Origin of the sequence: Massilimicrobiota sp. An80, from assembly GCF_002159255.1 — a bacterium.
Lineage (GTDB): Bacteria > Bacillota_I > Bacilli_A > Erysipelotrichales > Coprobacillaceae > Allocoprobacillus > Allocoprobacillus merdigallinarum.
In genome coordinates, this window is the sequence record NZ_NFHI01000002.1 from 101,214 (window position 1) to 123,181 (window position 21,968).

The following is a 21,968-nucleotide window of genomic DNA, read 5'->3' on the forward strand; positions in this document are numbered from 1 at the left end:
TCTTTTAAAGCGACACCACAATCAGAAAAAATGTATGTTTAAAGGGGATTTCAAAATGAACTCTATGTCTAGCTGGCTTATTATTATAAATTATATTGAGGATGTGTGATGTCGCCATAAAAGAAAAAGAACACTTACGTGCTCTTTCACAAGGGATATTCAAATTATCGGGGAAATGTTCATCCATCTTTGCCAATTCCTGACATTATAATAATATCATAATTCATATTTACATAATATAGCATTAACAAAGAATAAAAAATTAATCTATTTTGTCTTCTTTACTGTGCATCTGATTGTTTTTATCTATTTCTCTAATAACCTCAGTTATATTTATTGCAGGTAACATAATAATCTCTCTTGATGTATCATATGATGTAATATTTTGTATTAAAGCTCTTATATATGGAAACAAGATAGCAGAACCATTAATTTTAACAATTTCTTCAATTTGCTCAATTTCTAAATTCTCTCTATCATCTCCCACAAAATCAAATAATCCTGAAATTTGAACACATAATTTTAATATTTTTTCATCATTTCTATCACTATCAATAAATTCAAGTTCTAAAAATAATTCATAAGAGTAATCAGATATTTTTTCTATTTTATATCCTATACTTGCATTATCTTTTCCTTCATCTATAAATTGAAAATCAATTTTTTTTATTTGAAAACCTTTAAACACTAAATCTGACATTTTCTATACCTCCAAATTTGTTATTAGAGATTAATCTTCCAAAAATATTTTTTTCTTTCACTTTAATTTTTTCTTGATCCTTTAACAACGTTTTTGTATGCAAAAAGCTCACAATTTTAGCATCTTTATTTAAAGTCATAGCAGTTGTACTAAGCTTAAATGATCTACTAATACTGCAATCCATGTCCAAATAATAAAACTTAGAAATATAATCATCTAATGTTATTTCTCTTTTATCTAGAAAGCCCTGAAATATTTCACTAAGATTATCTCCTTCATGAAATCCTAAATTTCGTAAACTTTCCTGCAACTCAGGATCTAAATTATCAAAGATAATGCCCTTTCTAATTGAATACATAATCATTCTTCCTTTCTAATCTACTAATTCTAATTCATCATATTTTATTACATTTTTATTTTTTACACAAATTTGAGGTGTAACTTTAGTATATAACAAATCTTGATTGGAATCTATTTCAAAATCGTTATAACATACATCGTACATATTTCTTTCACATAGCACATCACAAACATAACCAATAAATGTATTTTTTTCATTAGTAGAATATTCATTAAAATCGAAATCTAAATAGGGTATAATCATCAAATTAATTAAATCTTCCATACTCTTTCTTTTTAAATTTTGTCTCAAATCTAGAACTCTATCTTTATCACATTCTATTGGAACACCTAGAACGGAAAATTTTCTCTTTTTATATCTTTTTTTCCCCCAATATCTAGCAATTTCAATATCATTATCCCAAAAATAAACTCCTCTACCCAACCAATGATAATGTTTTGCTCTTGTTTTTAAACATTGAAAAACAGTACCATCATTTTCACTTTCTATAAATCTTTTTGACCTTAATATATCTTGTGCTTTTTCTAAAGAAGTTCCATGGTATCCATAGTATACTATATTCCTTCCCATTTTAAACATTCCTTCTTATTTTATTATTTTCACAATAATTTTAACACATATTATCATAAATATTCAATTATTAAAACATTTTTATATAAAATTGTAAAAATTCATTTACTATCTATATATAATAAAATAATTACTTTTATAATACCTTTCTTAAAATATTACTTGCTTTTCTATAAACATCTCCATTATTTTCAATATTATACTTGTTCATTACCCTTTTAAACCCTATAGGAGAAATATACAAATCAATTATGAATTGTTTATCATATTCATCCAATCTAGATAGAATATCGTCTACAAAAGCAATTCTAGACATTAATATCCACTTACGATTAAAATAAATATAATTATTTTCTTGGTAAAAATTTCTTAACTCTTGATTAGCTTTCTCTTTTTCCTCATTTAATCTTATGATTTTTTTGTCCAATGGCTCTACGTGTCCACCTAATCCATCGCTATATCCTGGTGACTTGATTTTTTTTATATCCTCATCACTAAAATATACTTTTTCTTGCCTTGTTATAACTTCTTTAGCATATTCTTGATCAAGCAATTCTAATTCCACTTTTAAATTCCTATAATTTTTAATATCTGACCTTACTAGTTCAAGCATTCTTACTCTTCCTGAATCACATAATTTTTTTAACAATTCTTTCTCTAATTGATCCATAATACCCTCCTATTTTTCAGCACGTCTAATAGCTAATCCTATAACAATCCCACCAACAACCAGCAATGCTGTTTCCAGCATTCCAAGTCCTGCGAAAAAATTAATAAGCCAGTTAGGCATAGTCACAACTCCTCTCACAATAAATTTTTTAACATTAATTCAAGCTTCTTTATGTATTTATCTATAATCAGCTGCGTACAAGGAAGCTGAACAAATTCTCTTTGCTGATACAAATCAATGAGCTGTTTCATCAAATCTTGTTTATTCATTTTAACAACTCTCTTTCTTCAACCTTTTCATAAGTTTTTTCGAATATATCTGGTTTACATGGATATATTTCGCCATTTATTCCTTTTATGATGTAATCATTTCTACTTGCTTTCATATCACCTTCGAGAGTATGTATAATAAGTTCTTCATGTGGAACTCCTTTTCCGACTTGCCACGCAGAATCATTTACGTTATACGAGCATTTGTTGCCACAAAACTTCTTTACTTCGCTTGTGTTTCCTGTCCATTGAATAGCTTCAACTTCTACTGGTTTCTTTCTATACTTCATCATCTTTCACTTCTTTCTTTTGTTTCTTCTCTTGTTTCTTCTCTTGTTCTTTATTCTTCTACTTCTTGAAGGATAAGGAAGATATTTAGTTTCCGTGACTTTATCAATTAACTTCATATTTTCTATACATTTTCCTAAATCAGGCCACATCATCTTTCACTTCCTGTATTTTTTTCTTACACCATCTAGGTGATCTAATTTTCAACTGATATCTTTTACTTTTATCAATCAATTTTGGTTCTGATTCATGAGGATGTACACAGAAATAACCTTCCTGTTCCTCAAAGTATTCACAAAATTCACACGTATTACATTTGATTTTTTGTTTCATTTTCATCACCACCTGTATCTTTTATTTCATATTTTCCAAAATAGCAAATAATAAATAATATTATCCACCAACCATTGTTGAAATAATAAATCAACCATGATGTAAATATCATTACTGCAACATTTAAGAAAAAAATCATTGTTGTTTGTTTCATATTTTCACTCCAATCATAAATTCTTAACCTTTCTTAACAAACAGCTCACCATTCTCACTTAAGCATATGATCAATCGCTCCTGTTCATCATAATGCCTTATCACATGTATCTCATTGACCTGCGTATCGTCGCAATACGCTACCTTGTTCAATGCATCCAAAACAACCTTTATCACATTGTCAACATCAGGCTTCTTTTTTGGCTTAAAAGCATTGCTCAACTTCAATGCCTTATTTTTCTTTGTATCACTCTTGTTTGGAGAAAAGCACACATACATGCTCATTCGTATGCTTTTGTCTGAGATATAACTTGTGTGCTTTAGGTAACTGTTTTTAATCAGCTTTTCATATTCAACAGTTTTCTTATCTGTATAGGCAATACCCATTCTTGTGAATCTCGGTCTTCCCTTTCCACGGACTCCTGGAACTTCAAAGATGAGTCCACTATCAGGCCATTGGGTCGCCATATTCCTCGTCCTCGAATTCTTCAGGCGGTTCTTGTTGATTTTCTACATATGCCTCTATTTTCATTTGTGAACTGTCGTCTGCATCCGGAACAACAGCAGTGGCAGTGAATATCAGGGAAATCTTAGAAAGATCATCTTCTGTTTCAAATCTCAAATAATCATATCCGTTATGAACATTGAATTGATCAAACATCTTAAGATACCCGACATCATCATCACTGATCCATTTCCCTGTTATGGATGCTATTTTTGCTATCTTCTTAGTGTAATGCTTATCCATTTCATCAACCCAGCTAATCCCCATTCTGGCATCTACATAGCTGACAATATTGCCTCTTGTTCTGGCATTACTGAGTGCATCCCCATCCACTTTATCAAGCACAAACGATTTGTTGGGTAGCTGTTTCAACTGATAAAGGCATTCATCAAAGTCATATGCATCAATAAGTCTATCTATGTTTTCCATTGATTCATATACACCACAATAACCAGGTGCGTAAAAATATAATTTATCAAGCAATCCTGCAACATATGTTTTTTCATCTGTCTTTCCAAAGATCTTGTTAACACAATCAAGAAACTTATATAGCTGTCTTTCTTCTTTTGTTATTTTCATCATCACTTCTATCCTTTCAGTACATCTTTTAATTTTTTGTTCAACGGCTTCATGAGCTTGTATGGAAATTCATTTGACTCAAGATGTTCAAAATAAGTCTTTGTTCTAGAAAATCCGTTCATCCCACTGAATGTTGGATGAGAATATGGTGTAAATATGATTCTTTCCAGTGCTCCAACAATGTCTTTGTCAATGATCTTGCGTTCAGCGTTTCCAATGCACATCTTATTGCCAGAAAGTTCATTTGGCATTGGATATTCATAGAGTTCGGTTTCTTCAGCTTTATACTCCTTGTAAGCGTAGCATTCTATGCTTCCAACTCTTTCGTGAGTAAAATAAACAATGTATATGGCATTTGGAAAATTGATATTGTATACAAGCATCTCGTCACTGCTGCTTTCAGCATAATTGACAATTCTTTTCTTTCCCTCCTGCTTGATGACTGCATAATGTTCATCAATGGCAATGATCTGTGAATTCAGCAGGACAATATTTTTTGTTGGAGCATCTTCAGCTTTCCTTTCAAACGATTTTCTGATGATCTTGCAGAATTCCTGAATGTCAACCTTCTTGAACAGTGGTTCATTTCTGCCATTCTCCTTGAGTGCGATTTCTACTGCATTGCTTTCCGAATTGATTCGTGCAATTAATTCCATCATAGAATCACCTCACCATCTGGTGCTGCATGACACCTTAATATTTCAGAAAATAAATAGCTGTTATGACTTTCGTGTGAATAGCAATAAAAGTGTTCATTCATGTTGGCCAATGCCCTCTTGAAGGACAGACTTTCATGGTTGGTATCAGTGATTCCAAATATTGAAATTAGCGCCTTTACACCATCATATACTGTATCCATATCAAAAAAGCCATTATACCAAACTGCTTCAATATTGTAATTTTCAGCGAATACAAATTCCCCATTGACCATGTAATACTTCAGCTCATTGAACATTTGTCTTACACGTGGATTCTTTGCATAGGCCTTTCTTATTTTTCTTGCATATGATTTGTTTTTCAGTCTTATGTATGAAACAATCATTCTTTCTGTTTCTGCATCATATCCATCAATGTATCCAGGATGGTTTGGATCCTCAAAATCTCTAAGACAACCAACTATGAAATCATTAAGATATTTGTCTATCTTTCTGTTTGAATCATATGGCTTATAGTTATCTATGCGATAGCGTTCTGTATCAATATGACTGCCATCATCGAGTGCTATAGCAAAATCATAATCTTCACATATCACATCAAAATGCATTGTATGCATAACGCATGATAGAATCATCGTAACAAGAACATTGTCATACCTCATATTAAGAGCATCAGCCAGATGCATATCATTCAGATAGTTTTCTTCACAGAATCCATATTGATATACATCTAAGAATTGCTCTATATCTCTATGAATTGCTACTTCTATCTGATTCTTTATTTCATCATCAACAGTGAATTTATGGACAAATCGAAGAAAATAAGTAAGATCCATATCTTCCATTGCATCATAATCATCATCAATCTGAGTAAAATACTGAACCAAATCGCTCAACACGCTGAACACCACCCTTCAGCTGTCTCATCAGCAATGCATTGCAGTGCTCCAGAAGATAGTTGGCCATCTTGTTGTTCGTAACCAAAAACTGCACATTCCCCTTTGATGCCTGTACTTCACATGATTCATCAAGTGGATGTATATCATCTTCCAGTTTGTACGTCTTGCTTCTCAATGCCCCATAAATCTTTCCATCATGGGAATATCTATAGGCAATGAATATGTTTCCTTCATATTCGCCATTTGCCGAATCCAGATAATAGCATCTTTCAAGATTTTCAAACGTATATTCAAGAATCTTTCGAGTTGTATCATTGTCCACACATCCAAGAATGACTGGTGTATAGAGGTAGTTATTGTTGCAGTATTCAAGAATCTCATTTTTTGTCAGGTAAAGGCCCATTGCTTCACAATGTGTATCATAGAAGGTGTTAACCTTAGCAGACAACGCAATCGACTTATACTCGCCTATATCCTGCTCCTGATAGGACTGGCGCTTCATGTTCTTTCTTTCGACACGGTCACCATCTACAAGCAGCATCTTGTGGTCAGTATTGATAAGAAGCTTAGGGAGGTCTCTTGCAAGAAGAGAACCAGTTCCACCAACTCCAACGATAATGAATACATATCTTTCCCCCATACGATTCATCACCCTTTCTTGTACTGTTTTGCAGTTGCAACAAGTGTGTTGTCATCTTCAAACATCTTGTATGTCATTTCACCAGCAAATTCATAATGACGATGATCAAGCATGATCTGACTAATCTGCTTGTCTGTATATGTTTTTCCATCCTCAAATCCATAGTTGGAAACATCTACAATATGGCCTTCAGTGTAAAGACTAAACGGATAGACATATCCATTTTCTGTAGTAGGTGTTTTAGCTTTGCTTGAATTGCTCGTCTTAGAATAAATCTTTTTGTCCTGTTTTGGAGCTACAGGCTTCGCCTCAGCAACGTTTTCCTCTTTTTTGACCTGTTTATCATCTTTTGTGTTTTTCTGCTCCTGCTGCATCATTTTAATAAAATCAATTGCCATTTTCATTTCCCCTTTCTTTTTCCTTTAGCTTCATAGCAAAGTATTCTGTTCTTTTTCTTTTCTCAAATTCATCTCGGTCAGACTGGTTTATATAAATCGCTTCTGCAAATGGTGCATACAATCTTGTGTTTTGTTCATGGCATAGCATAATGTCTTCCCTGCTTGGATTGGCTCTTAATATCTCAATCAGCTTCATTGCTTCATCTTTTGTCTTGAACTTGAATGGTATCAGCTGATCATGAAAGCGAACATGAATGATTATGCAATCCTTTCTGACCATCCTTTCGACCGTAAATGACTTTTCAGCTTCTTCGAGTATTTCATGAATGGATGGAACATACTTGCTCTTTTTGACCAACCTCTTGATGGATGACAAGACTTCGTTCTTTGAATATTCATCAAACATCATCTTCCATGTAGCAATCGTTTCATCACTGTCATCAATCTTTCTTCCCTGATAGACAATCTTCATGAAATTTAGAATTTCCAAAATTTCAGTTTTTTCCAAAATCCTAACATCCCCCTGATAAACGAAATCAGTCTGGTCTGCTGTTAGCTTTTTTGGCTTCCTACTCTATAACATAGTTAGCAAATATGCAGCAGCACTGCTTTCTTTATTTTCTTTTTTTCTTTTATTTCTTTAATATAGATGGAGTGTCCGTATTACGTACAGTAAGTGTACGCCACACGTACGATAAGTGTCCGTATTACGTACAGTAAGTGTCTGTGTCACGTACACTTATTCATCAAAATTTCTATTCATGATAGCCTGATAAAGATCGTATTTCAGTACCCTTACAGTTGTAATTCTTCCATTCAAACAATAATCAATCGCTCCATCATCTTTTAGGATTTTCAGACATTTGTATAATTTATCTCTGCTGATACCGAGTATATCGCACATCTCTTTTTTTGTCGTTTCAAAGGTCCCTGAACGAAATTTTGCGATTGTATTGTCCTCCTTGACATACTCACAATGCAGGAGGCAGAAGATGAAAACCTGAAGCACATATGGATCCCTGAAATACTTCCAATCTTCAATTTTTCGATAGAGCTTTACGTATCCTTTCTTATCCTCCTGCATAATGAACTAACCTCTACATCTACGCCATTGGATCATCATCGACAACTAGTTGACGATTACTTTCAACTTTTGGAGAAGTAGAATGTTGTTCTATTGCATGTGTATTTTCGTACACAGTATCTACATCGATAGGATTGCTATCTAATTCATTTTCATCTACACCAGCTTCTTCAGCTGTATACAAACCTTGAAAATCCTCTGTAAATGCTTCTCTGAGTGCCTGTGCAACCGCTACTTTTCTTATCATTGTTGCTGGTTTTGTAGCCCATTGATTATTTATTGAACCGTCTTTTTTCTTTCCTACATATTCATCAAATGAAACTTCTACTCTTTCTGGTACATCAGTGTCCTTTTTGTAAACTTCACACCATCCTCCTAAAAGGGTTTCCCCCTCAATTAGCAGGGCTCCATTTCTGTATTCAACTGAACCATTTATATTAATTACAACAATTCCAGCTTTCTTACCTGCATATTGTGGATTCTTGTTTGCACGCTTTTGATAAACATCTTTTGATACGACCATCTGTGCTGGTTGACTTCCATACTTAATAAGGTATGCTTCCTTTATGAAAGGATTCAATTTCTGTCCGGCACACAGACCAATGAATAGCTTAACTTCCTGATCAGTTACCTCTCCATTTCCATTTACCAAATAATTTCTTACAGTTTTGGAAGAAAGCTGTATTTCTCCCGTATCTGTCATGATTTTTGTGATTTTATTCTCGTTACTTTTTGATTGTGTTAAATTATTTACTAATGGCATACTCTTTTCCTCCTATTTTCTTTCGTATTTGAAGTCCTTAAACATCATTGATAATAATTTTAAAATATTGCTGAAGGTCTTGATTGCTCCAAATGACCCACTGAAATAATATGTATATTCATATGTCTTTCCTTCAAATTTCTCTGGTGTTGGAGCAATCTGAGCAAGAATCTGATGATCATTACCTTTTGCCAATACTTCACCAGTCTTTTCATCTGTTAATACTGTAATGTTTGATTGTTTATTTTGCTCCTGTAAAGTGTTTTTAACATTTTCGGTATCTTGTTCATGGTTTTGCATTTGTTGCTTAGAAACGATTTCCTGAGCCTTTTTATCAGCTTCCTTTTGCACTGCATTCTTGATCATTTCAACATCACGATTGATTCTTTGCTGGACATCAGGCATGGAAGTTCCTTTTTTATACAATTCAACATACGTATCTACATTCAATTGAGCATCCAACCCATGTGCAATAGACAACTGAGTCACCGTTGATTTAATTGTTTCAATATCTTTCTGTTTCTGATTATAGAGTTCAACGATTCGATTTAATTCAGCGTTGATTTCATCTGTTGTCTTTTTGGTTAGATTTCCAGTTTTGGTAAATGCTGATGCATTCGTCCATGATGGCTTGAAAGTAAATTCCTTTCGTGTATCATCGTCAAGCATTTCTTGTTTGATCAGCATATCCAATGTTGGATTGATGGTTGTTTCCATCATCTTTTGTTTCAATGCCTCTTTTTCCTTTGCTTCAAATCCTTTGATTTCACTATCCAATGGACCAACAACATCATCAATGGCTTTGATAATATCTGTCATGGCATCATAAACTTCATTAATTTCTTTCAAAGCTTCATTTTTAATGTTCTTTCTATTTTCAGTGATGATTTTCTTCTTATTATTCAAATCTGCGCGTGTATCAGTTAATTCTTTGAAATTATCCTGTGTAACAACAATGTTTTTGTATTTGTTGATTGCGTTAATGACTGTATCTTTGAATTCAATGACATTCCCTGTAATTGTTGCAGGAGTAATTTTGCCAACTTCTAACTGGTTCAATGTATCTGCTAAAGAAAGTTCATTTTTCACTTCTTTCACTTCAGTTTCCACGATGTCTTCCATTGGATCAGCAACCAAATCTTCTTCAGGTGGTCGTATGCTTGCAGCATCATCACCACCGAACAAGCTTCTCTGTTCATAGTTTTCTGCTTCAGGAAAAGCTTCATTGAATTCTTTGATTGAATAATTCATTCCAATGTTTGCCGGATGATCATACCCTACGAACATTCCAATATCATCGCGATAGAATGCTACACGTTTATTCGTTACATCTGTATTTAACTGTGTCACAGGTGTTCCATCCTGAAGAAATAGATTTTGTATACCCATCCATTCCTTGAGCTTTAAAAATTGTTCCTGGCTGTCAACTGCAATGGCTGATGTACAACCAAGAAATTCATTCTGTACTCTATTCAACTTCATTTTCTTTTCCTCCCTCGATATTTATTCCAAATGCTCTGCACCAGTATTGAGTTCTTGCGTCATGAATATTTCTGTCTTCTTCATACCATTTCATTTGCTGTAATACTTCCTTAGCACATTTTTTACAATAAACTTCATTCAATATTGGAATCAGAACAAACTTTTCATTTGCGATTGGTTTCAGACATTCCCCACAGATTGGATCTGGATTCAATGTTGCATTTACAAATTTCCAGAAATCCACATTTTCTATATAAGAAATGCCATTCTCTGTATACTTCAATTTCTGCATAATTTACCTCTTTTTTATCTAAAATTCATCTTCATGAAAGGTGGCGGAATATTATCCTCTAACATCTTCCAGAATTTCTTTTCTTCTGTAATGATATATTGCATGTCTTCAATAACGTCATTTCTATGTATAGTGATTTCTCTTGTTTCCTGGCCATCTTTATAGGCAAAATCAAGCATTGCATAAATAACTGCTTTATCAAAGCCAGTAACAATCAGGTAATGTAATACCTGGCAATAATAAGCATCAGGAACTCTTTCAATCCATACACCATGTTCATCATCCCAGTAGCCCCAGTCATGAAGCATATCTCTGTTCTGAATGGTTGTCGTCTTGATTTCAAGAACACACTTGTTCTTATCATTATCCAGGAACGCTCCATCCAGATTGGCATTCATGAATTCATATTGTTTTGATTTCAACGATATGATTTTTGTATTGATTGGAATATATTCTGGATGCAATGCAAAGAACACATCAATTAACGGTTGCTCAAGTCTATTCCCTTTTTCGATAGCTGTATTTGTTATATGCTGTGCTACTGAGTTCCCTTTTTTCTCCATGAACAACTCATAAGGTGTCTTGTATTTGTTAATGTTTAGGATGATTGAAACTTCACTTCCGCCTATTCCTGTCTTGCGCTGTTCCATCCATTCAGATGACTTATCAACTGTTTCATAGACATAACAGTGATCAAAGAAATCATTTAGCTTCATTTTCAAGTTCCCTTATCTGTTGTCTTAACTCTTTAACCTTTGCATAATCTTCATTTGTCCATCTATCCTTCATTTCAAGAATAAATAATTCATTTTTTAATTTTTCCAATTTTTTCATTAATACGCTCCTTTCATACTGACCATAATGACTGCAACTACAGTTGCCAATACTATAGCTGTTGTTAAAATATATGGATATAATTTATCTCTCAATGGCAATTCCTGATATGGCACTACCAGATCCGGTCTACTCATCTTCATCTGCTTCTACCTCTTTTCCAAATAACAACGTTGTCACAAAAACTAATGATCCACACACTAATGATGAATTTCCTCTGCTGAAGAACGTCAAAACAGCAAAGAAAATTACCAAACCAAATAAAACATGCTTCATCATCTTGATTTCCCCTTTCCAATCACTTAAAATGTAAGTGATTAATTATGATAGACAATTAATCTTTAGTCGATGTTGCCGCATCGACTTTTTCTTTTGCAATTACGCATTTTTCATAGGTTGATTAATCCATACCCTTATATGCTTTTTGAAATTCTTCTAACTGCCACAATGGAATTTTAAAACCACTGCCCATTTGCATTGGTTCAAGAATATGACTGCATACGAGATTCTCAAATGCCCTTTTTCCTATTCCTAGAATTTCCATGGTATCCTTTGAACCAACACATTTCAGATACTCACTGTCATTTGTCTGATTCTTATTAACGGGTATACTTTGTTCCAAGCTCTGGATAATGATTTTTTCTAAAACTTGAGAATTTATCTTAATCTCTATTGGCGCTTCCATTTTTCTGCTCACCCCCTTTCAAGAATCCTGTTGATATAACCTAGCAAGTAGCCAAGCATCATGCTGTCTGTAATTTCCATATCATCAGGAATTTCATATTCCTCTAGCATTTTCTGCTGAATATCTTCAATGTTTCTGACCTTTTTCAAAAGTTCTAAAATTTCTTTATTTTTCATAACCTTTCCTTCTTTCTATCAATCGAACTCAACACATCTTCTAAAGCTTTTTCAATGTTCTTAAAATGGATTATCATAGCAACATAGCATATAGCGACAGATACAACTATTGATATAACAGCACTTAAAATACAGCTAACTAATATTGTCATTTCATCACTCCCTCTTAAATATTAATTCAAAGTTTAAACTTTATTAAAAAATATAAAATGATCCATCCAATAACAACTGTTAAAAACCAAATCAAATAACATTCACTATAATTCATATTTTTGTTTTAATGCTCCTTTATTAAAGAACACAAATCATATAAATCATCAATTTTCTCTTGTCTTTTTTTGTATGCTCTTTGTTCAACTTTAAACCAAGTTAAGAGTTCGTTGCGAGAATGCATTTTCTTGCATTTTGCATCTTTTAAAAATTTGTTGCATCTTTTTTTAAAGAAATAAAAATTCATTTCTACCAATAATATAAAGAACACTTCTTTAAAAACTTTCAATATCATCAAAAGTACAAAAATTATCATCAATATTTCCATTCAATCACCCTTTTTTTGTTTTATTCTACTTGTATAAGTCATATCGTTCGCTTAAAGCGTGATTGTCAGCCAAAAAAATATGATCAATAGTAGTTTTATATATTTCAGCTAAACTATCTAAATTACCTTTATCTGGAATAGTGGTCCCACTCTCCCAATTCTGAATAGTTCTTTCTGTTTTCCCTAGTTTTTCAGCTACTTCAGCAATTGTCAAACCACTATTTACTCTCCATGCTTTTAAAGTTAATTGCATTTTAACCACCTCCTCGACAATAATTATACTCGCTTTAAGCGTGTTGTCAACTTAAAACGGAAATTTTTTCATGTTTTTATTGTTTTAATACGCTAAAAGTGATATTCTTAATATAGAAAGTAAGGTGATATCTATGGATTCTAAACAGAAACAAAAAGATATTTTTTCTAAAAATTTAAAATATCAATTAAACATACACAAAAAAACTCAAGCTGATATTGTTAATGACTTGAATATTACATCTAGTACAGTATCAGATTGGGTTAACGGTAAAAAATATCCGAGAATGGATAAAGTACAGATTCTAGCTGATTATTTAGGTATTTTAAAATCAGATTTAGTAGAAGATAAATCAAATGATGATAGCGATTATATTAATAACATCTATAAAATAGACAAAATAAAACTTCCGTTCTTGGGAAGCGTAGCATGTGGAGAACCCATATATGCTGACGAAAATAGAGAAAGCTATATAATGGTAGGAACAGATATTCACGCCGATTTCTGTCTGCAATGCAAAGGTGACAGTATGATCAATGCACGGATCCATGATGGTGATATAGTTTTTGTAAGAAAACAGGACATTGTAAACAATGGTGAGATTGCTGTTGTTATTATAGATGATGAAGCAACATTAAAACGTTTCTACTACTATAAAGAACAAAACATGGTTATTCTTAGACCAGAAAATAATAAGTATCAGGATATTGTTTTAACAGGCGAAGAACTTGAAAAAGTAAAAGTGATTGGAAAAGCTGTTGCTTTTCAAAGTGATGTAATATAAACAATATATTAGAAAATAGGGAGGATAAACAGTATGGGATTATTTGACAAGGAAAAATTAACTGAAATGGCCAATAAAGCTAAAGAGACTGTAAAAGAAAGTTGGGATGAAGCAAAAGCTGAGCAAGAAAGACGTAAAGAACTAGGGTTGTTAGACGATGTTTCGATAAAACTAGAATATAAAGGTGGGCATCCTGCTCTTAAGAAAGAAAAAGACTGTACTTTAAAAATCACTAATGAAGATATAACAATATCCTATGGCATTTCTCAAGGTAAAATCGATTTTTCATCAATCACTGGAATGCATTATGAAACAGCTGAACAAATAAGCAGAAGAGTAACTGCTACTAGATTATTGACTCTAGGTGTCTTTGCATTTGCTTTTAAAAAGAAGAAAAAAGATAGTGAAAAATATCTGACAGTTGAATTTACTAATAATAATATTGAATGTGCTGTCCTTTTTGCTGGCAAAAAAACTCAAGATGCCTATTCAAAACTATACGAAAGATATAGTAATTATAAAACAAGAGAAAATGTTCAAATAGAGAGTGAAGAAACTATTAAAGAAAAAAATGATCCATACGAAGAGTTAAAAAAGTTAAAAGAACTTTTAGATATGGGGATTATTAACGAAGAAGAATTTGAATCTAAAAAGAAAGAACTATTAAATCTATAAAAATAAAAAACTCCCCTGCTACCAACAGGGGAATAGAAAATAATTTAAAAAGTCTACTGCTACCAACAGTAAACTTTTCGAGGTACTACCAATACCTCATCTCAAAATAAAAGTAACTCGCTAAAGTCCTTTTACGTACTTTATTTTAACACATAAAGCACGTCTAAGGCAAATACAAATGAAAGGACGTGTTTTTATGAGCATTAGAAAAAGAAAAAGTAAGAAAGCAGCAAAAGGATATACATATCAGGTATACTTTGACTATACAGATAAATATGGTCAAAAAAAGACATATATAAAAGGTGGATTCTTAAAAAAGACAGATGCTTTAAATCATGAAACATTGAAAAAATCTGAGCTTCTTACCAGTGGAGAAGTATATAAGATTAATCCAATTACTGTTGACGAAGTATTTAAACTCTATATCAGAAGTGCACCTATAAAAAAATCTACTGCACAAATGTATGAAAATAAATATAAAAATTATATTGGTCCACTATTTGGAAAATATAAAATCGCTTTGATTGATAATTATCTGGTTCAAATAAAATTTGATACAATAACCACTTTGTCATATGGATCAAAAGATATATGTCTTAGATTACTTAATAATATTTTTAAATTTGCCTATATAAATGGTTTCCTTAAGGATCCATACAAGGCAAAAATCAATTTAGGAAAGAAAGATGCAAAACCGAGAGAACCAGTATCTGAAGATATCTTTCACGATTATCTTAATAGAATCAGAAACAGCAAGAACATGATTTTTAAAAAACAATATGAAATGGCATTATGGATTGGATACTATACAGGTGCAAGAATAGGTGAAGTGTTTGCTTTAGATGTCCATGATCTTGATTTTGAAAGCAATCAAATTTATATCAATAAAACATTAGAATATGACTATGACTCAAACACTCTTTATATAAGCTCCACAAAAACAGATGAATCTACGAACACTGTCCCCATGCCATATCAGCTTAAGACTAAACTTCTTAAATATCTTGAAAACCATCATTTTGATATTCTTATATGCACCGATACAGGACAATATATCAAACCAGGGAATCTCTCTGGTAATATGGCATATTATTCCAAGGTAACAGGAAATCACATATATTTCCATCAGTTAAGACATGCAATGGCTACAAGATTATTTGAAAATGATGTCAATCCGAAAATAGCCCAACGTATTCTTAGACACAAAAAAATAGAAACAACTCTAGGAATATACACACATTTAAAAGAAGAAATTGCATTAGAAACAATCAATGATATATTTAATGAAGATGTTCACAAACCTGTCAAAAACCTGTCAAAAATTAAAAACAAAGAACTATTAAATTAAAAAGCATTGATAAAATCAACATATTTTTAAACATATATCGTTTTAAAGTAATTGAGATGGGATTGTTATAATGAATCATAAAGTCTTCCAGATGCCCTTTTCTCAAATCTATTCTTTACTGCTTCAAAAAGCATTGAAAAAAGGACGTAGCCAAGAAGAAGTTGATACAGTCATTCAATGGTTAACAGGCTATTCTCAAGATCAGATTCACGCAATGTTGGAAACACCTATAGACTATGAACATTTCTTTCTTCAGGCTCCAAGTTTGAATGAAAAAAGATTTTTAATCAAAGGAAGTATCTGTGGTGTTAAACTAGAAACCATTGAAGATCCTATGATGCAAAATATGCGCTATCTTGATAAACTGATAGATGAACTGGCGAAAGGAAAAAGCTTAGATAAAATATTAAGAAAATAACGAAGTGAATTTTGTTTCACTTCTTTTTTTGTTCAAAAAAAGAAGATGAACATTCATTCATCTTCTCCTAATTCTTAACAATACGATAATATGTTCTTGATGTAAAGACATAGACAATCGCATAAACAATCGCCACAATAATGACTGAGATGATTGTACATGTAATAAACACCTCTGTTCCACTCAAAACAATATAACTAAACATCATAGTTATCAAATGGAAAGCAAATGCCATGTGAATAACTGAAGCTATCAGTGGTAAAAAGAAGAAGATTAAAACTTGAGAACGAATAGTCTGTTTCACTTCTTTTGTACTCATTCCAACTTTTTGCATAATTTCAAAGCGTTTTTGATCTTCATAACCTTCTGATAACTGTTTATAGTACATAATTAATATTGTAGCCATTAAAAATAAGATGCCTAAGAAAATACCTAAGAAAAATAAACTTCCATACAATTCCATCAACATGATTCTGACTTCATATAATGAAGAACGATAGAAAGAAATGCCTCCCTGTTCTGTCTCTGTTTCTAAGGAAAAGTTATCTAAACACTTTCTTAATATGTCTTCAGCTTCTTTTTCTTGAGACTGATCCTGATATACAATAGAAAGATTTTCTGTTGGCTGAATAGTATCTCCAAAGAAATACGACATCATCTCTTGAATAGCTTCTTCATCTTTCATAATGACAATCAGATTTCTTTGCGCAGTAGGATTTTCATTAGGTAATAAATAGGGTTGATGCACAACTTCCTGAATTGGATATTTTTGTTGATCTATGTCTAAAGTATCTCCAAATTCAAAGAAATTACTGCTCACTAAAATATTCTGACCACTTAATTGAACATTTTGATGATAGGCACGATTATATTCATCCTGTGTCATCCCTACCAAATATCCCACAACAAAATCCCCAGATTCGTCTACTGCTAAAATATGGTCATTTCCAAAACGTACACTGACTGAATATCTTTTGGTATGAATAAAACTATCAATACCAATATCATGATTCTCTAATTCAGTCTGCATTTGTGAATAAAACTTTGCAAACTCCTGATCACTTGGCAACGTTCCATCATCATAGCCATAAACTTTAAGCTGATAGCTATCCTGCTGATAAGCTGTAATTGTATCTTCAATTCCAAAATAGAGTGAGACTGTACTTGACAACATAACCAATATACATGTACATAAAATACAGATACTAGCCAGTCCTACAGCATTTTGTTTCATACGATAAATTAACTGAGACACAGAAGTAAAGTGTTTTGTCTGATAATAGAAATGCTTATTTTTCTTTAAAAGTTTTAAAATTGTAATAGAACCTGCAGTAAATAAACAATAGGTTCCAATAATAACCAAGATAACAGCTACAAAAAATAAGAGCATTGCTGTTGTAGGATCATCAATCGTAATAGCAATATAATATCCTAATCCAAGTGTTACCAAACCAATGATTGTCATCAGCCATTTGGTCTTCGGTTCTTTTTCACCACTTTGAGAACCTCTTAATAATTCAATAGGGTTTGATAATTGAATTTGAATCACATGAATGAGATAAGAAGCCAAATAAATAGGTAAAAAGACAATAACGGCAACTAGAAAAGATGACCATGAAATATGAAATGTCAAGGTTGTAGATAGTCCCATTAAATGAATCAATACTAATGAAACCAGCTGACTAAAAATAATACCAAAAAGAAATCCCATAATAAATGAAATCAATGTTGTGATGATGGTTTCACACAACATCATAATCATAATGTGTTTCTTTTCTAAACCTAAAATATTGTATAAAGCTATTTCTTTTTTTCGACGTTTCATTAAAAAACTATTCATATAAAATAAGAAAATGACAGAAAAGATAACCATCACAATAATTCCTAAATTCAAGATGATCTGCATTGTACTTGAACCCGTTGCCATTTGTTCTAAACCTTTATGTGATGCTAGATAATTAATTAAATAAAACATCATGACAGTAAAGGAACTTGTTAATAAATATGGAAAATATAACTTAGAATTCTTTTTGAGATTGGTTAATGCCAGACGGGGATAAAAGAAAGATTTCATTTTATTTCCCTCCTGTCGCAAGTAATGTTAGTGTATCTGAAATACTTTGATACATTTGCTGATTCGTTTGATTTCCTTTGTAAATTTGATGGAAAACTTCACCATCTCTAATAAATAAGACTCTTGAAGCATAGCTAGCTGCTTTGGTACTATGAGTCACCATTAAAATGGTTTGCCCTTCCTGATTGACTGTATCAAAAATTTCCAACAATTGATCCGTTGACTTTGAATCAAGGGCACCAGTAGGTTCATCTGCCAGAACAAGTTGAGGATGTGTAATGAGTGCTCTTGCAACAGCGACTCTTTGTTTCTGTCCACCAGATATTTCATATGGATATTTCTCTAATAAATCCTCAATACCCAGTTTTGGTGCTAAAGCTTTTAATTTCTGTTGCATAACAGGATAAGGTTCTTTAGATAAGACAAGTGGTAAGAAAATATTATCTTTGATAGAAAATGTATCTAATAGATTAAAATCCTGAAATACAAAACCAAGATTCTTTCTTCTAAACTGTGAGATTTCTTTTTCCTTTAAATGGGTAATATCTTGACCATTTAATAAGACCTGTCCACTGGTTGGCTGATCTAATGAAGCTAGAATATTTAATAAAGTTGTTTTCCCACTTCCAGATTCACCCATAATCGCAACATACTCACCTTCTTCGACACTAAAAGTGACATTGGATAATGCCTGTACCTGTTGATTTGAAAAACGTGTTGTATAAATTTTCTTTAAATTTTTAACTTCCAGTAATGACATTTTAACTCCTCCTTTGTACACTTATAGTTTATAAAAAAAGAGAAATATGTACCATTGATTTATCTTACAATTTCTCTGTTATAACTTACATTTCTGTAAGATTTATTCAACTTGCAAATCCTTAACATGAAAATCAATCATCACTGTTGTTCCCACTCCTTGAGTTGACTGGATATGAATAGGATGTCCTAAATATTTTAATATGCGAGCACATAAATATAATCCTAGACCACTTGCTTTTTTATCCATTCTTCCATTATATCCTGTAAAGCCTTTTTCAAACAGTCTTGGTAAATCCTCCTGTTTAATCCCAATACCCGTATCTTCAATATACAAAACTTCATCTTCAACAAAAATATGAATGCCACCTGTTTTGGTATATTTCAATGCATTAGATAAAATCTGTTCCAAAACAAAGGACAACCATTTGGCATCAGTCAAAACCTGTAAATCTATGGGATCAATTTTTAAAGTTAATTTCTTTTGAATAAAAAAAGTGGCTTGTTTTTTTATGACATCTTGAATGAGCTCATTTAAATCATAACGTTTGATACGTAAATCAGAAGAAATCTGTTCTAATTTCATATAATGTAAAGCCATATCTACATATTGTTCAATTCTTAAAACTTGTAAAAGCATATCGTTTGTTGAAGCATTTTGAGATGTAATTAAAAGTCTTAATGCAAAAATAGGTGTTTTGATCTGATGAACCCATAAAGTGAAATAATCTAACATATCCTGATTATGTATTTCATGTTGTTCTTTCATTTCTTTTAATAAATGATGGATCTGATGAATCAATAATTGATATTGAGTTTCAATATATCCAGAACTTTGTGGTAAATCTAATAAAATCATATCTTCTAATTGAAAGATTGATTCTAAATTTTTCGTTTTTTGATAATAGAAAAAATAATCAATCGCAAAATAAACAATCAATAAAACCAGACATAAAATAGTCGCATAGATGACAGCTTCAATGAAAACATTATATAAATAAAGAATCAGACAAAAAATACCAATGCATGATAAATAGAGAATATAAAAAGCTTTTTTATCATAAAAATAATGCAGTAATCTATTCATAAGCCAGCTTATAACCTAATCCTTTTTTTGTTTGAATAAGATGTTTAATATGAAAATCATCTAATTTCTTTCTTAATCTATTCATATTCACACTTAAAGTATTATCATCTATAAATTCATTGCTTTGCCATAATGCCATCATTAAATCATCACGTGATACAAATACTTCTGATTTTTCAAAGAGAACCTGTAAAATCTTTAATTCATTTTTCGTCAGTTCAATAGTCTGATGATGATAAGAAATAGTTGCATCTAAGATATTTAAAACCAAATCTTTATATGTTAAAACCTGCATAGATTTAGAAAAAGAATATGTACGACGAAGTAATGCCTGAATTTTCGCTGTTAAGACATGAAAATCAAAAGGTTTTGTGATAAAATCATCTGCTCCCATAGAAATAGCCATGACAATATTCATATTCTCATTAGCAGATGAAATAAAGATAATAGGCACTGAAGATACTTTACGAATCTGTTCACACCAATGATATCCATTATAAAAAGGTAAGGAAATATCTAATAAAATAAGTTCTGGCTGTTTTTGAAGATAAAGATCTAAAACATGTTCAAAATCATCCACAACTTCAACTTCATAATTCCATGTTTCTAAATGTTTTTGAATTGCTAAAGCGATGACTTCATCATCTTCGACAATCATGATTTTTTGCATTTTCATCACCCACTCCAATTCCATTATAACATATCTTGATAAAGGTTGTGCATAGCTTTTATACGCGACTTGATGTCATCATGTAGATACTGTGGAGAAATCACTTTAATTTGAGTTTGCATCATCATAATCCAGCCAATCAATCCTTCTGAAATAGAAACATCTTCAATTGTTAATAATAAACGTTCCTGATATAAACGCTGCACTCGCATATTCAATCCAAAACGTGATACCATCTCTCTTAACTGTTTATAATCACATTCAATAACCAATGTATCACGATGATGAGATATAAACATATTCATCATCTTTTCAATTTCATTTTGGATATCAAATTGTTCCTGAACATTGATATATCCTTTATTTAAAGTCTGAATAGCACGCATACGATCAATACGATAATTGGTTAATTGTTGGGGATGTTTTTCATTATAGGCAATCATATAATAATGATTATTTTGGGAAGTTAAAGAATAAGGAGAAACAATATATTGATCATCTTTATTCCCTCTTTGTGAAGCCACCTCTATGAATTGATGATTTTGAATATCATAATCAATATATTGAAAAGAAATAGCTTTTTGATGTTCAATCGCTTTCATAATAACTGTTAAATTGATAAATAGAGAAAAAGAATGCTGACGTTCACTTGGTTGAAATAAGACGAGACGTTTTTGTTGATGAAAAGAAGATAGGGTGAGAAGTTTCTTTTGTAAATGTTGCTGATCTTCTCTATTTAAATCCTGATGAAAGGCAATCTGATCTAATAGAAATTGTAATTCACCATCCTCAAATATATCTTCATCTATCCTATAACCTAATTTATGATAAGAGATAATCAAATCTCTACCTATCCAACCATTAAAAAAATCATTGATTTGTTTGATACAAGAATAAACAGTTTTAATATCAATCTTCATATCCTGTTTCATTAAAGCTTCCTGTATTTCTAAAGCTGTAATGGCTTTATTTGGCGTTTGTAAAATCATCTTCAGTACATAAAACATTCTTTTTCCCATAATAGA

The 21,968-nt window shown here is 31.7% G+C and carries 36 protein-coding genes; 4 read left to right on the forward strand and 32 right to left on the reverse strand.

What is annotated here, in order from left to right; all coding sequences use genetic code 11:
• Positions 1–262: 262 nt before the first annotated feature.
• The 27 genes from B5G32_RS01250 to B5G32_RS01350 form a co-directional block, all read right to left on the reverse strand.
• Entirely contained in the window at positions 263–700 is a 438-nt protein-coding gene (locus B5G32_RS01250) for a protein-export chaperone SecB (protein WP_087244375.1), read from the reverse strand.
• Positions 681–1,058, reverse strand: a complete 378-nt coding sequence (locus tag B5G32_RS01255; protein ID WP_087244374.1) for a hypothetical protein — start codon at positions 1,056–1,058, stop codon at positions 681–683. Before B5G32_RS01255 ends, B5G32_RS01250 begins: the two co-directional genes overlap by 20 nt.
• A 15-nt stretch (positions 1,059–1,073) precedes the next feature.
• The gene (locus B5G32_RS01260; protein WP_143746546.1) at positions 1,074–1,640 is read right to left on the reverse strand and encodes a hypothetical protein; all 567 of its coding nucleotides are present in this window, start codon (positions 1,638–1,640) and stop codon (positions 1,074–1,076) included.
• A gap of 127 nt (positions 1,641–1,767) precedes the next feature.
• Positions 1,768–2,301, reverse strand: a complete 534-nt coding sequence (locus tag B5G32_RS01265) for a hypothetical protein (RefSeq protein ID WP_087244372.1) — start codon at positions 2,299–2,301, stop codon at positions 1,768–1,770.
• Positions 2,302–2,435: 134 nt separating this feature from the next.
• A complete protein-coding gene (locus tag B5G32_RS14255) occupies positions 2,436–2,570 on the reverse strand; it encodes a hypothetical protein (protein ID WP_255374726.1) in 135 nt (44 codons plus the stop codon).
• Entirely contained in the window at positions 2,567–2,860 is a 294-nt protein-coding gene (locus B5G32_RS01270; RefSeq protein ID WP_204209567.1) for a hypothetical protein, read from the reverse strand. Before B5G32_RS01270 ends, B5G32_RS14255 begins: the two co-directional genes overlap by 4 nt.
• Before the next feature lie 139 nt (positions 2,861–2,999).
• Positions 3,000–3,191 (reverse strand): hypothetical protein, encoded by a 192-nt coding sequence (locus B5G32_RS01275; protein ID WP_087935576.1) that lies wholly within the window; start codon positions 3,189–3,191, stop codon positions 3,000–3,002.
• A complete protein-coding gene (locus B5G32_RS13740) occupies positions 3,169–3,345 on the reverse strand; it encodes a hypothetical protein (protein WP_158093936.1) in 177 nt (58 codons plus the stop codon). Before B5G32_RS13740 ends, B5G32_RS01275 begins: the two co-directional genes overlap by 23 nt.
• 23 nt (positions 3,346–3,368) lie before the next feature.
• Positions 3,369–3,812: a RusA family crossover junction endodeoxyribonuclease gene (locus tag B5G32_RS01280; RefSeq protein ID WP_087935577.1), complete on the reverse strand. Its 444-nt coding sequence runs from the start codon at positions 3,810–3,812 to the stop codon at positions 3,369–3,371.
• The gene (locus tag B5G32_RS01285) at positions 3,793–4,431 is read right to left on the reverse strand and encodes a hypothetical protein (RefSeq protein ID WP_087935578.1); all 639 of its coding nucleotides are present in this window, start codon (positions 4,429–4,431) and stop codon (positions 3,793–3,795) included. Before B5G32_RS01285 ends, B5G32_RS01280 begins: the two co-directional genes overlap by 20 nt.
• A gap of 5 nt (positions 4,432–4,436) precedes the next feature.
• Positions 4,437–5,084 carry a hypothetical protein gene (locus B5G32_RS01290; RefSeq protein ID WP_158093937.1) on the reverse strand — a complete coding sequence of 216 codons (648 nt, stop codon included), beginning with the start codon at positions 5,082–5,084 and terminating at the stop codon, positions 4,437–4,439.
• Positions 5,084–5,980, reverse strand: a complete 897-nt coding sequence (locus tag B5G32_RS01295) for a hypothetical protein (RefSeq protein WP_143746548.1) — start codon at positions 5,978–5,980, stop codon at positions 5,084–5,086. Before B5G32_RS01295 ends, B5G32_RS01290 begins: the two co-directional genes overlap by 1 nt.
• Positions 5,946–6,623: a ThiF family adenylyltransferase gene (locus B5G32_RS01300; RefSeq protein ID WP_087935581.1), complete on the reverse strand. Its 678-nt coding sequence runs from the start codon at positions 6,621–6,623 to the stop codon at positions 5,946–5,948. The genes B5G32_RS01295 and B5G32_RS01300 overlap by 35 nt, the downstream gene beginning before the upstream one ends.
• 8 nt (positions 6,624–6,631) lie before the next feature.
• On the reverse strand, positions 6,632–7,021 hold the full coding sequence (locus tag B5G32_RS01305) for a hypothetical protein (protein WP_087935582.1): 390 nt from the start codon (positions 7,019–7,021) through the stop codon (positions 6,632–6,634).
• On the reverse strand, positions 7,011–7,529 hold the full coding sequence (locus B5G32_RS01310) for a replicative helicase loader/inhibitor (protein ID WP_087935583.1): 519 nt from the start codon (positions 7,527–7,529) through the stop codon (positions 7,011–7,013). Before B5G32_RS01310 ends, B5G32_RS01305 begins: the two co-directional genes overlap by 11 nt.
• Positions 7,530–7,760: 231 nt before the next feature.
• Positions 7,761–8,105, reverse strand: a complete 345-nt coding sequence (locus B5G32_RS01315; protein WP_087935584.1) for a helix-turn-helix domain-containing protein — start codon at positions 8,103–8,105, stop codon at positions 7,761–7,763.
• A gap of 19 nt (positions 8,106–8,124) precedes the next feature.
• Positions 8,125–8,868, reverse strand: coding sequence for a phage recombination protein Bet (bet, locus tag B5G32_RS01320; protein ID WP_087935585.1), 744 nt, complete (start codon positions 8,866–8,868; stop codon positions 8,125–8,127).
• A gap of 12 nt (positions 8,869–8,880) precedes the next feature.
• Positions 8,881–10,350, reverse strand: a complete 1,470-nt coding sequence (locus B5G32_RS01325; protein ID WP_087935586.1) for a DUF1351 domain-containing protein — start codon at positions 10,348–10,350, stop codon at positions 8,881–8,883.
• A complete protein-coding gene (locus tag B5G32_RS01330; protein WP_087935587.1) occupies positions 10,337–10,642 on the reverse strand; it encodes a hypothetical protein in 306 nt (101 codons plus the stop codon). The genes B5G32_RS01325 and B5G32_RS01330 overlap by 14 nt, the downstream gene beginning before the upstream one ends.
• A 14-nt stretch (positions 10,643–10,656) precedes the next feature.
• Positions 10,657–11,358, reverse strand: coding sequence for a lambda-exonuclease family protein (locus tag B5G32_RS01335; protein WP_087935588.1), 702 nt, complete (start codon positions 11,356–11,358; stop codon positions 10,657–10,659).
• A complete protein-coding gene (locus B5G32_RS14260) occupies positions 11,345–11,476 on the reverse strand; it encodes a hypothetical protein (protein ID WP_255374727.1) in 132 nt (43 codons plus the stop codon). Before B5G32_RS14260 ends, B5G32_RS01335 begins: the two co-directional genes overlap by 14 nt.
• A complete protein-coding gene (locus B5G32_RS13745; protein WP_158093938.1) occupies positions 11,476–11,613 on the reverse strand; it encodes a hypothetical protein in 138 nt (45 codons plus the stop codon). The genes B5G32_RS14260 and B5G32_RS13745 overlap by 1 nt, the downstream gene beginning before the upstream one ends.
• A complete protein-coding gene (locus B5G32_RS13750) occupies positions 11,606–11,755 on the reverse strand; it encodes a hypothetical protein (RefSeq protein WP_158093939.1) in 150 nt (49 codons plus the stop codon). Before B5G32_RS13750 ends, B5G32_RS13745 begins: the two co-directional genes overlap by 8 nt.
• A gap of 121 nt (positions 11,756–11,876) precedes the next feature.
• Positions 11,877–12,161 (reverse strand): MerR family transcriptional regulator, encoded by a 285-nt coding sequence (locus B5G32_RS01340; protein ID WP_087935589.1) that lies wholly within the window; start codon positions 12,159–12,161, stop codon positions 11,877–11,879.
• Between the two features lie 8 nt (positions 12,162–12,169).
• Positions 12,170–12,337, reverse strand: a complete 168-nt coding sequence (locus tag B5G32_RS13755; RefSeq protein ID WP_158093940.1) for a hypothetical protein — start codon at positions 12,335–12,337, stop codon at positions 12,170–12,172.
• Positions 12,334–12,489 carry a hypothetical protein gene (locus B5G32_RS13760; RefSeq protein WP_158093941.1) on the reverse strand — a complete coding sequence of 52 codons (156 nt, stop codon included), beginning with the start codon at positions 12,487–12,489 and terminating at the stop codon, positions 12,334–12,336. The genes B5G32_RS13755 and B5G32_RS13760 overlap by 4 nt, the downstream gene beginning before the upstream one ends.
• Before the next feature lie 411 nt (positions 12,490–12,900).
• Complete coding sequence (locus B5G32_RS01350) at positions 12,901–13,128, reverse strand: helix-turn-helix domain-containing protein (protein ID WP_087244357.1); 228 nt, start codon at positions 13,126–13,128, stop codon at positions 12,901–12,903.
• Between the two features lie 133 nt (positions 13,129–13,261).
• On the opposite strand from B5G32_RS01350, the gene B5G32_RS01355 reads away from it, so the two are divergent.
• The 4 genes from B5G32_RS01355 (at position 13,262) to B5G32_RS01370 (ending at position 16,353) form a co-directional block, all read left to right on the forward strand.
• Positions 13,262–13,912 (forward strand): LexA family protein, encoded by a 651-nt coding sequence (locus B5G32_RS01355; RefSeq protein WP_087935591.1) that lies wholly within the window; start codon positions 13,262–13,264, stop codon positions 13,910–13,912.
• 33 nt (positions 13,913–13,945) lie between these two features.
• Positions 13,946–14,587 carry an SHOCT domain-containing protein gene (locus tag B5G32_RS14085; RefSeq protein ID WP_143746550.1) on the forward strand — a complete coding sequence of 214 codons (642 nt, stop codon included), beginning with the start codon at positions 13,946–13,948 and terminating at the stop codon, positions 14,585–14,587.
• A 196-nt stretch (positions 14,588–14,783) separates the two neighbouring features.
• Positions 14,784–15,935, forward strand: a complete 1,152-nt coding sequence (locus tag B5G32_RS01365; protein ID WP_158093942.1) for a site-specific integrase — start codon at positions 14,784–14,786, stop codon at positions 15,933–15,935.
• A 70-nt stretch (positions 15,936–16,005) separates the two neighbouring features.
• Entirely contained in the window at positions 16,006–16,353 is a 348-nt protein-coding gene (locus tag B5G32_RS01370; protein ID WP_239386167.1) for a DUF2200 domain-containing protein, read from the forward strand.
• Positions 16,354–16,420: 67 nt separating this feature from the next.
• On the opposite strand, the gene B5G32_RS01375 is transcribed toward B5G32_RS01370, so the two are convergent.
• The 5 genes from B5G32_RS01375 to B5G32_RS01395 all read right to left on the reverse strand — a co-directional run bounded on the left by B5G32_RS01375 (position 16,421) and on the right by B5G32_RS01395 (position 21,962).
• The gene (locus B5G32_RS01375) at positions 16,421–18,427 is read right to left on the reverse strand and encodes an ABC transporter permease (RefSeq protein ID WP_087935594.1); all 2,007 of its coding nucleotides are present in this window, start codon (positions 18,425–18,427) and stop codon (positions 16,421–16,423) included.
• Between the two features lies 1 nt (position 18,428).
• Positions 18,429–19,187, reverse strand: a complete 759-nt coding sequence (locus tag B5G32_RS01380; RefSeq protein WP_087244351.1) for an ABC transporter ATP-binding protein — start codon at positions 19,185–19,187, stop codon at positions 18,429–18,431.
• Positions 19,188–19,289: 102 nt separating this feature from the next.
• Complete coding sequence (locus B5G32_RS01385) at positions 19,290–20,273, reverse strand: sensor histidine kinase (protein ID WP_087935595.1); 984 nt, start codon at positions 20,271–20,273, stop codon at positions 19,290–19,292.
• Complete coding sequence (locus B5G32_RS01390) at positions 20,266–20,943, reverse strand: response regulator transcription factor (RefSeq protein WP_087935596.1); 678 nt, start codon at positions 20,941–20,943, stop codon at positions 20,266–20,268. The genes B5G32_RS01385 and B5G32_RS01390 overlap by 8 nt, the downstream gene beginning before the upstream one ends.
• A 23-nt stretch (positions 20,944–20,966) precedes the next feature.
• Complete coding sequence (locus B5G32_RS01395) at positions 20,967–21,962, reverse strand: helix-turn-helix transcriptional regulator (RefSeq protein ID WP_087935597.1); 996 nt, start codon at positions 21,960–21,962, stop codon at positions 20,967–20,969.
• Positions 21,963–21,968 lie beyond the last annotated feature (6 nt).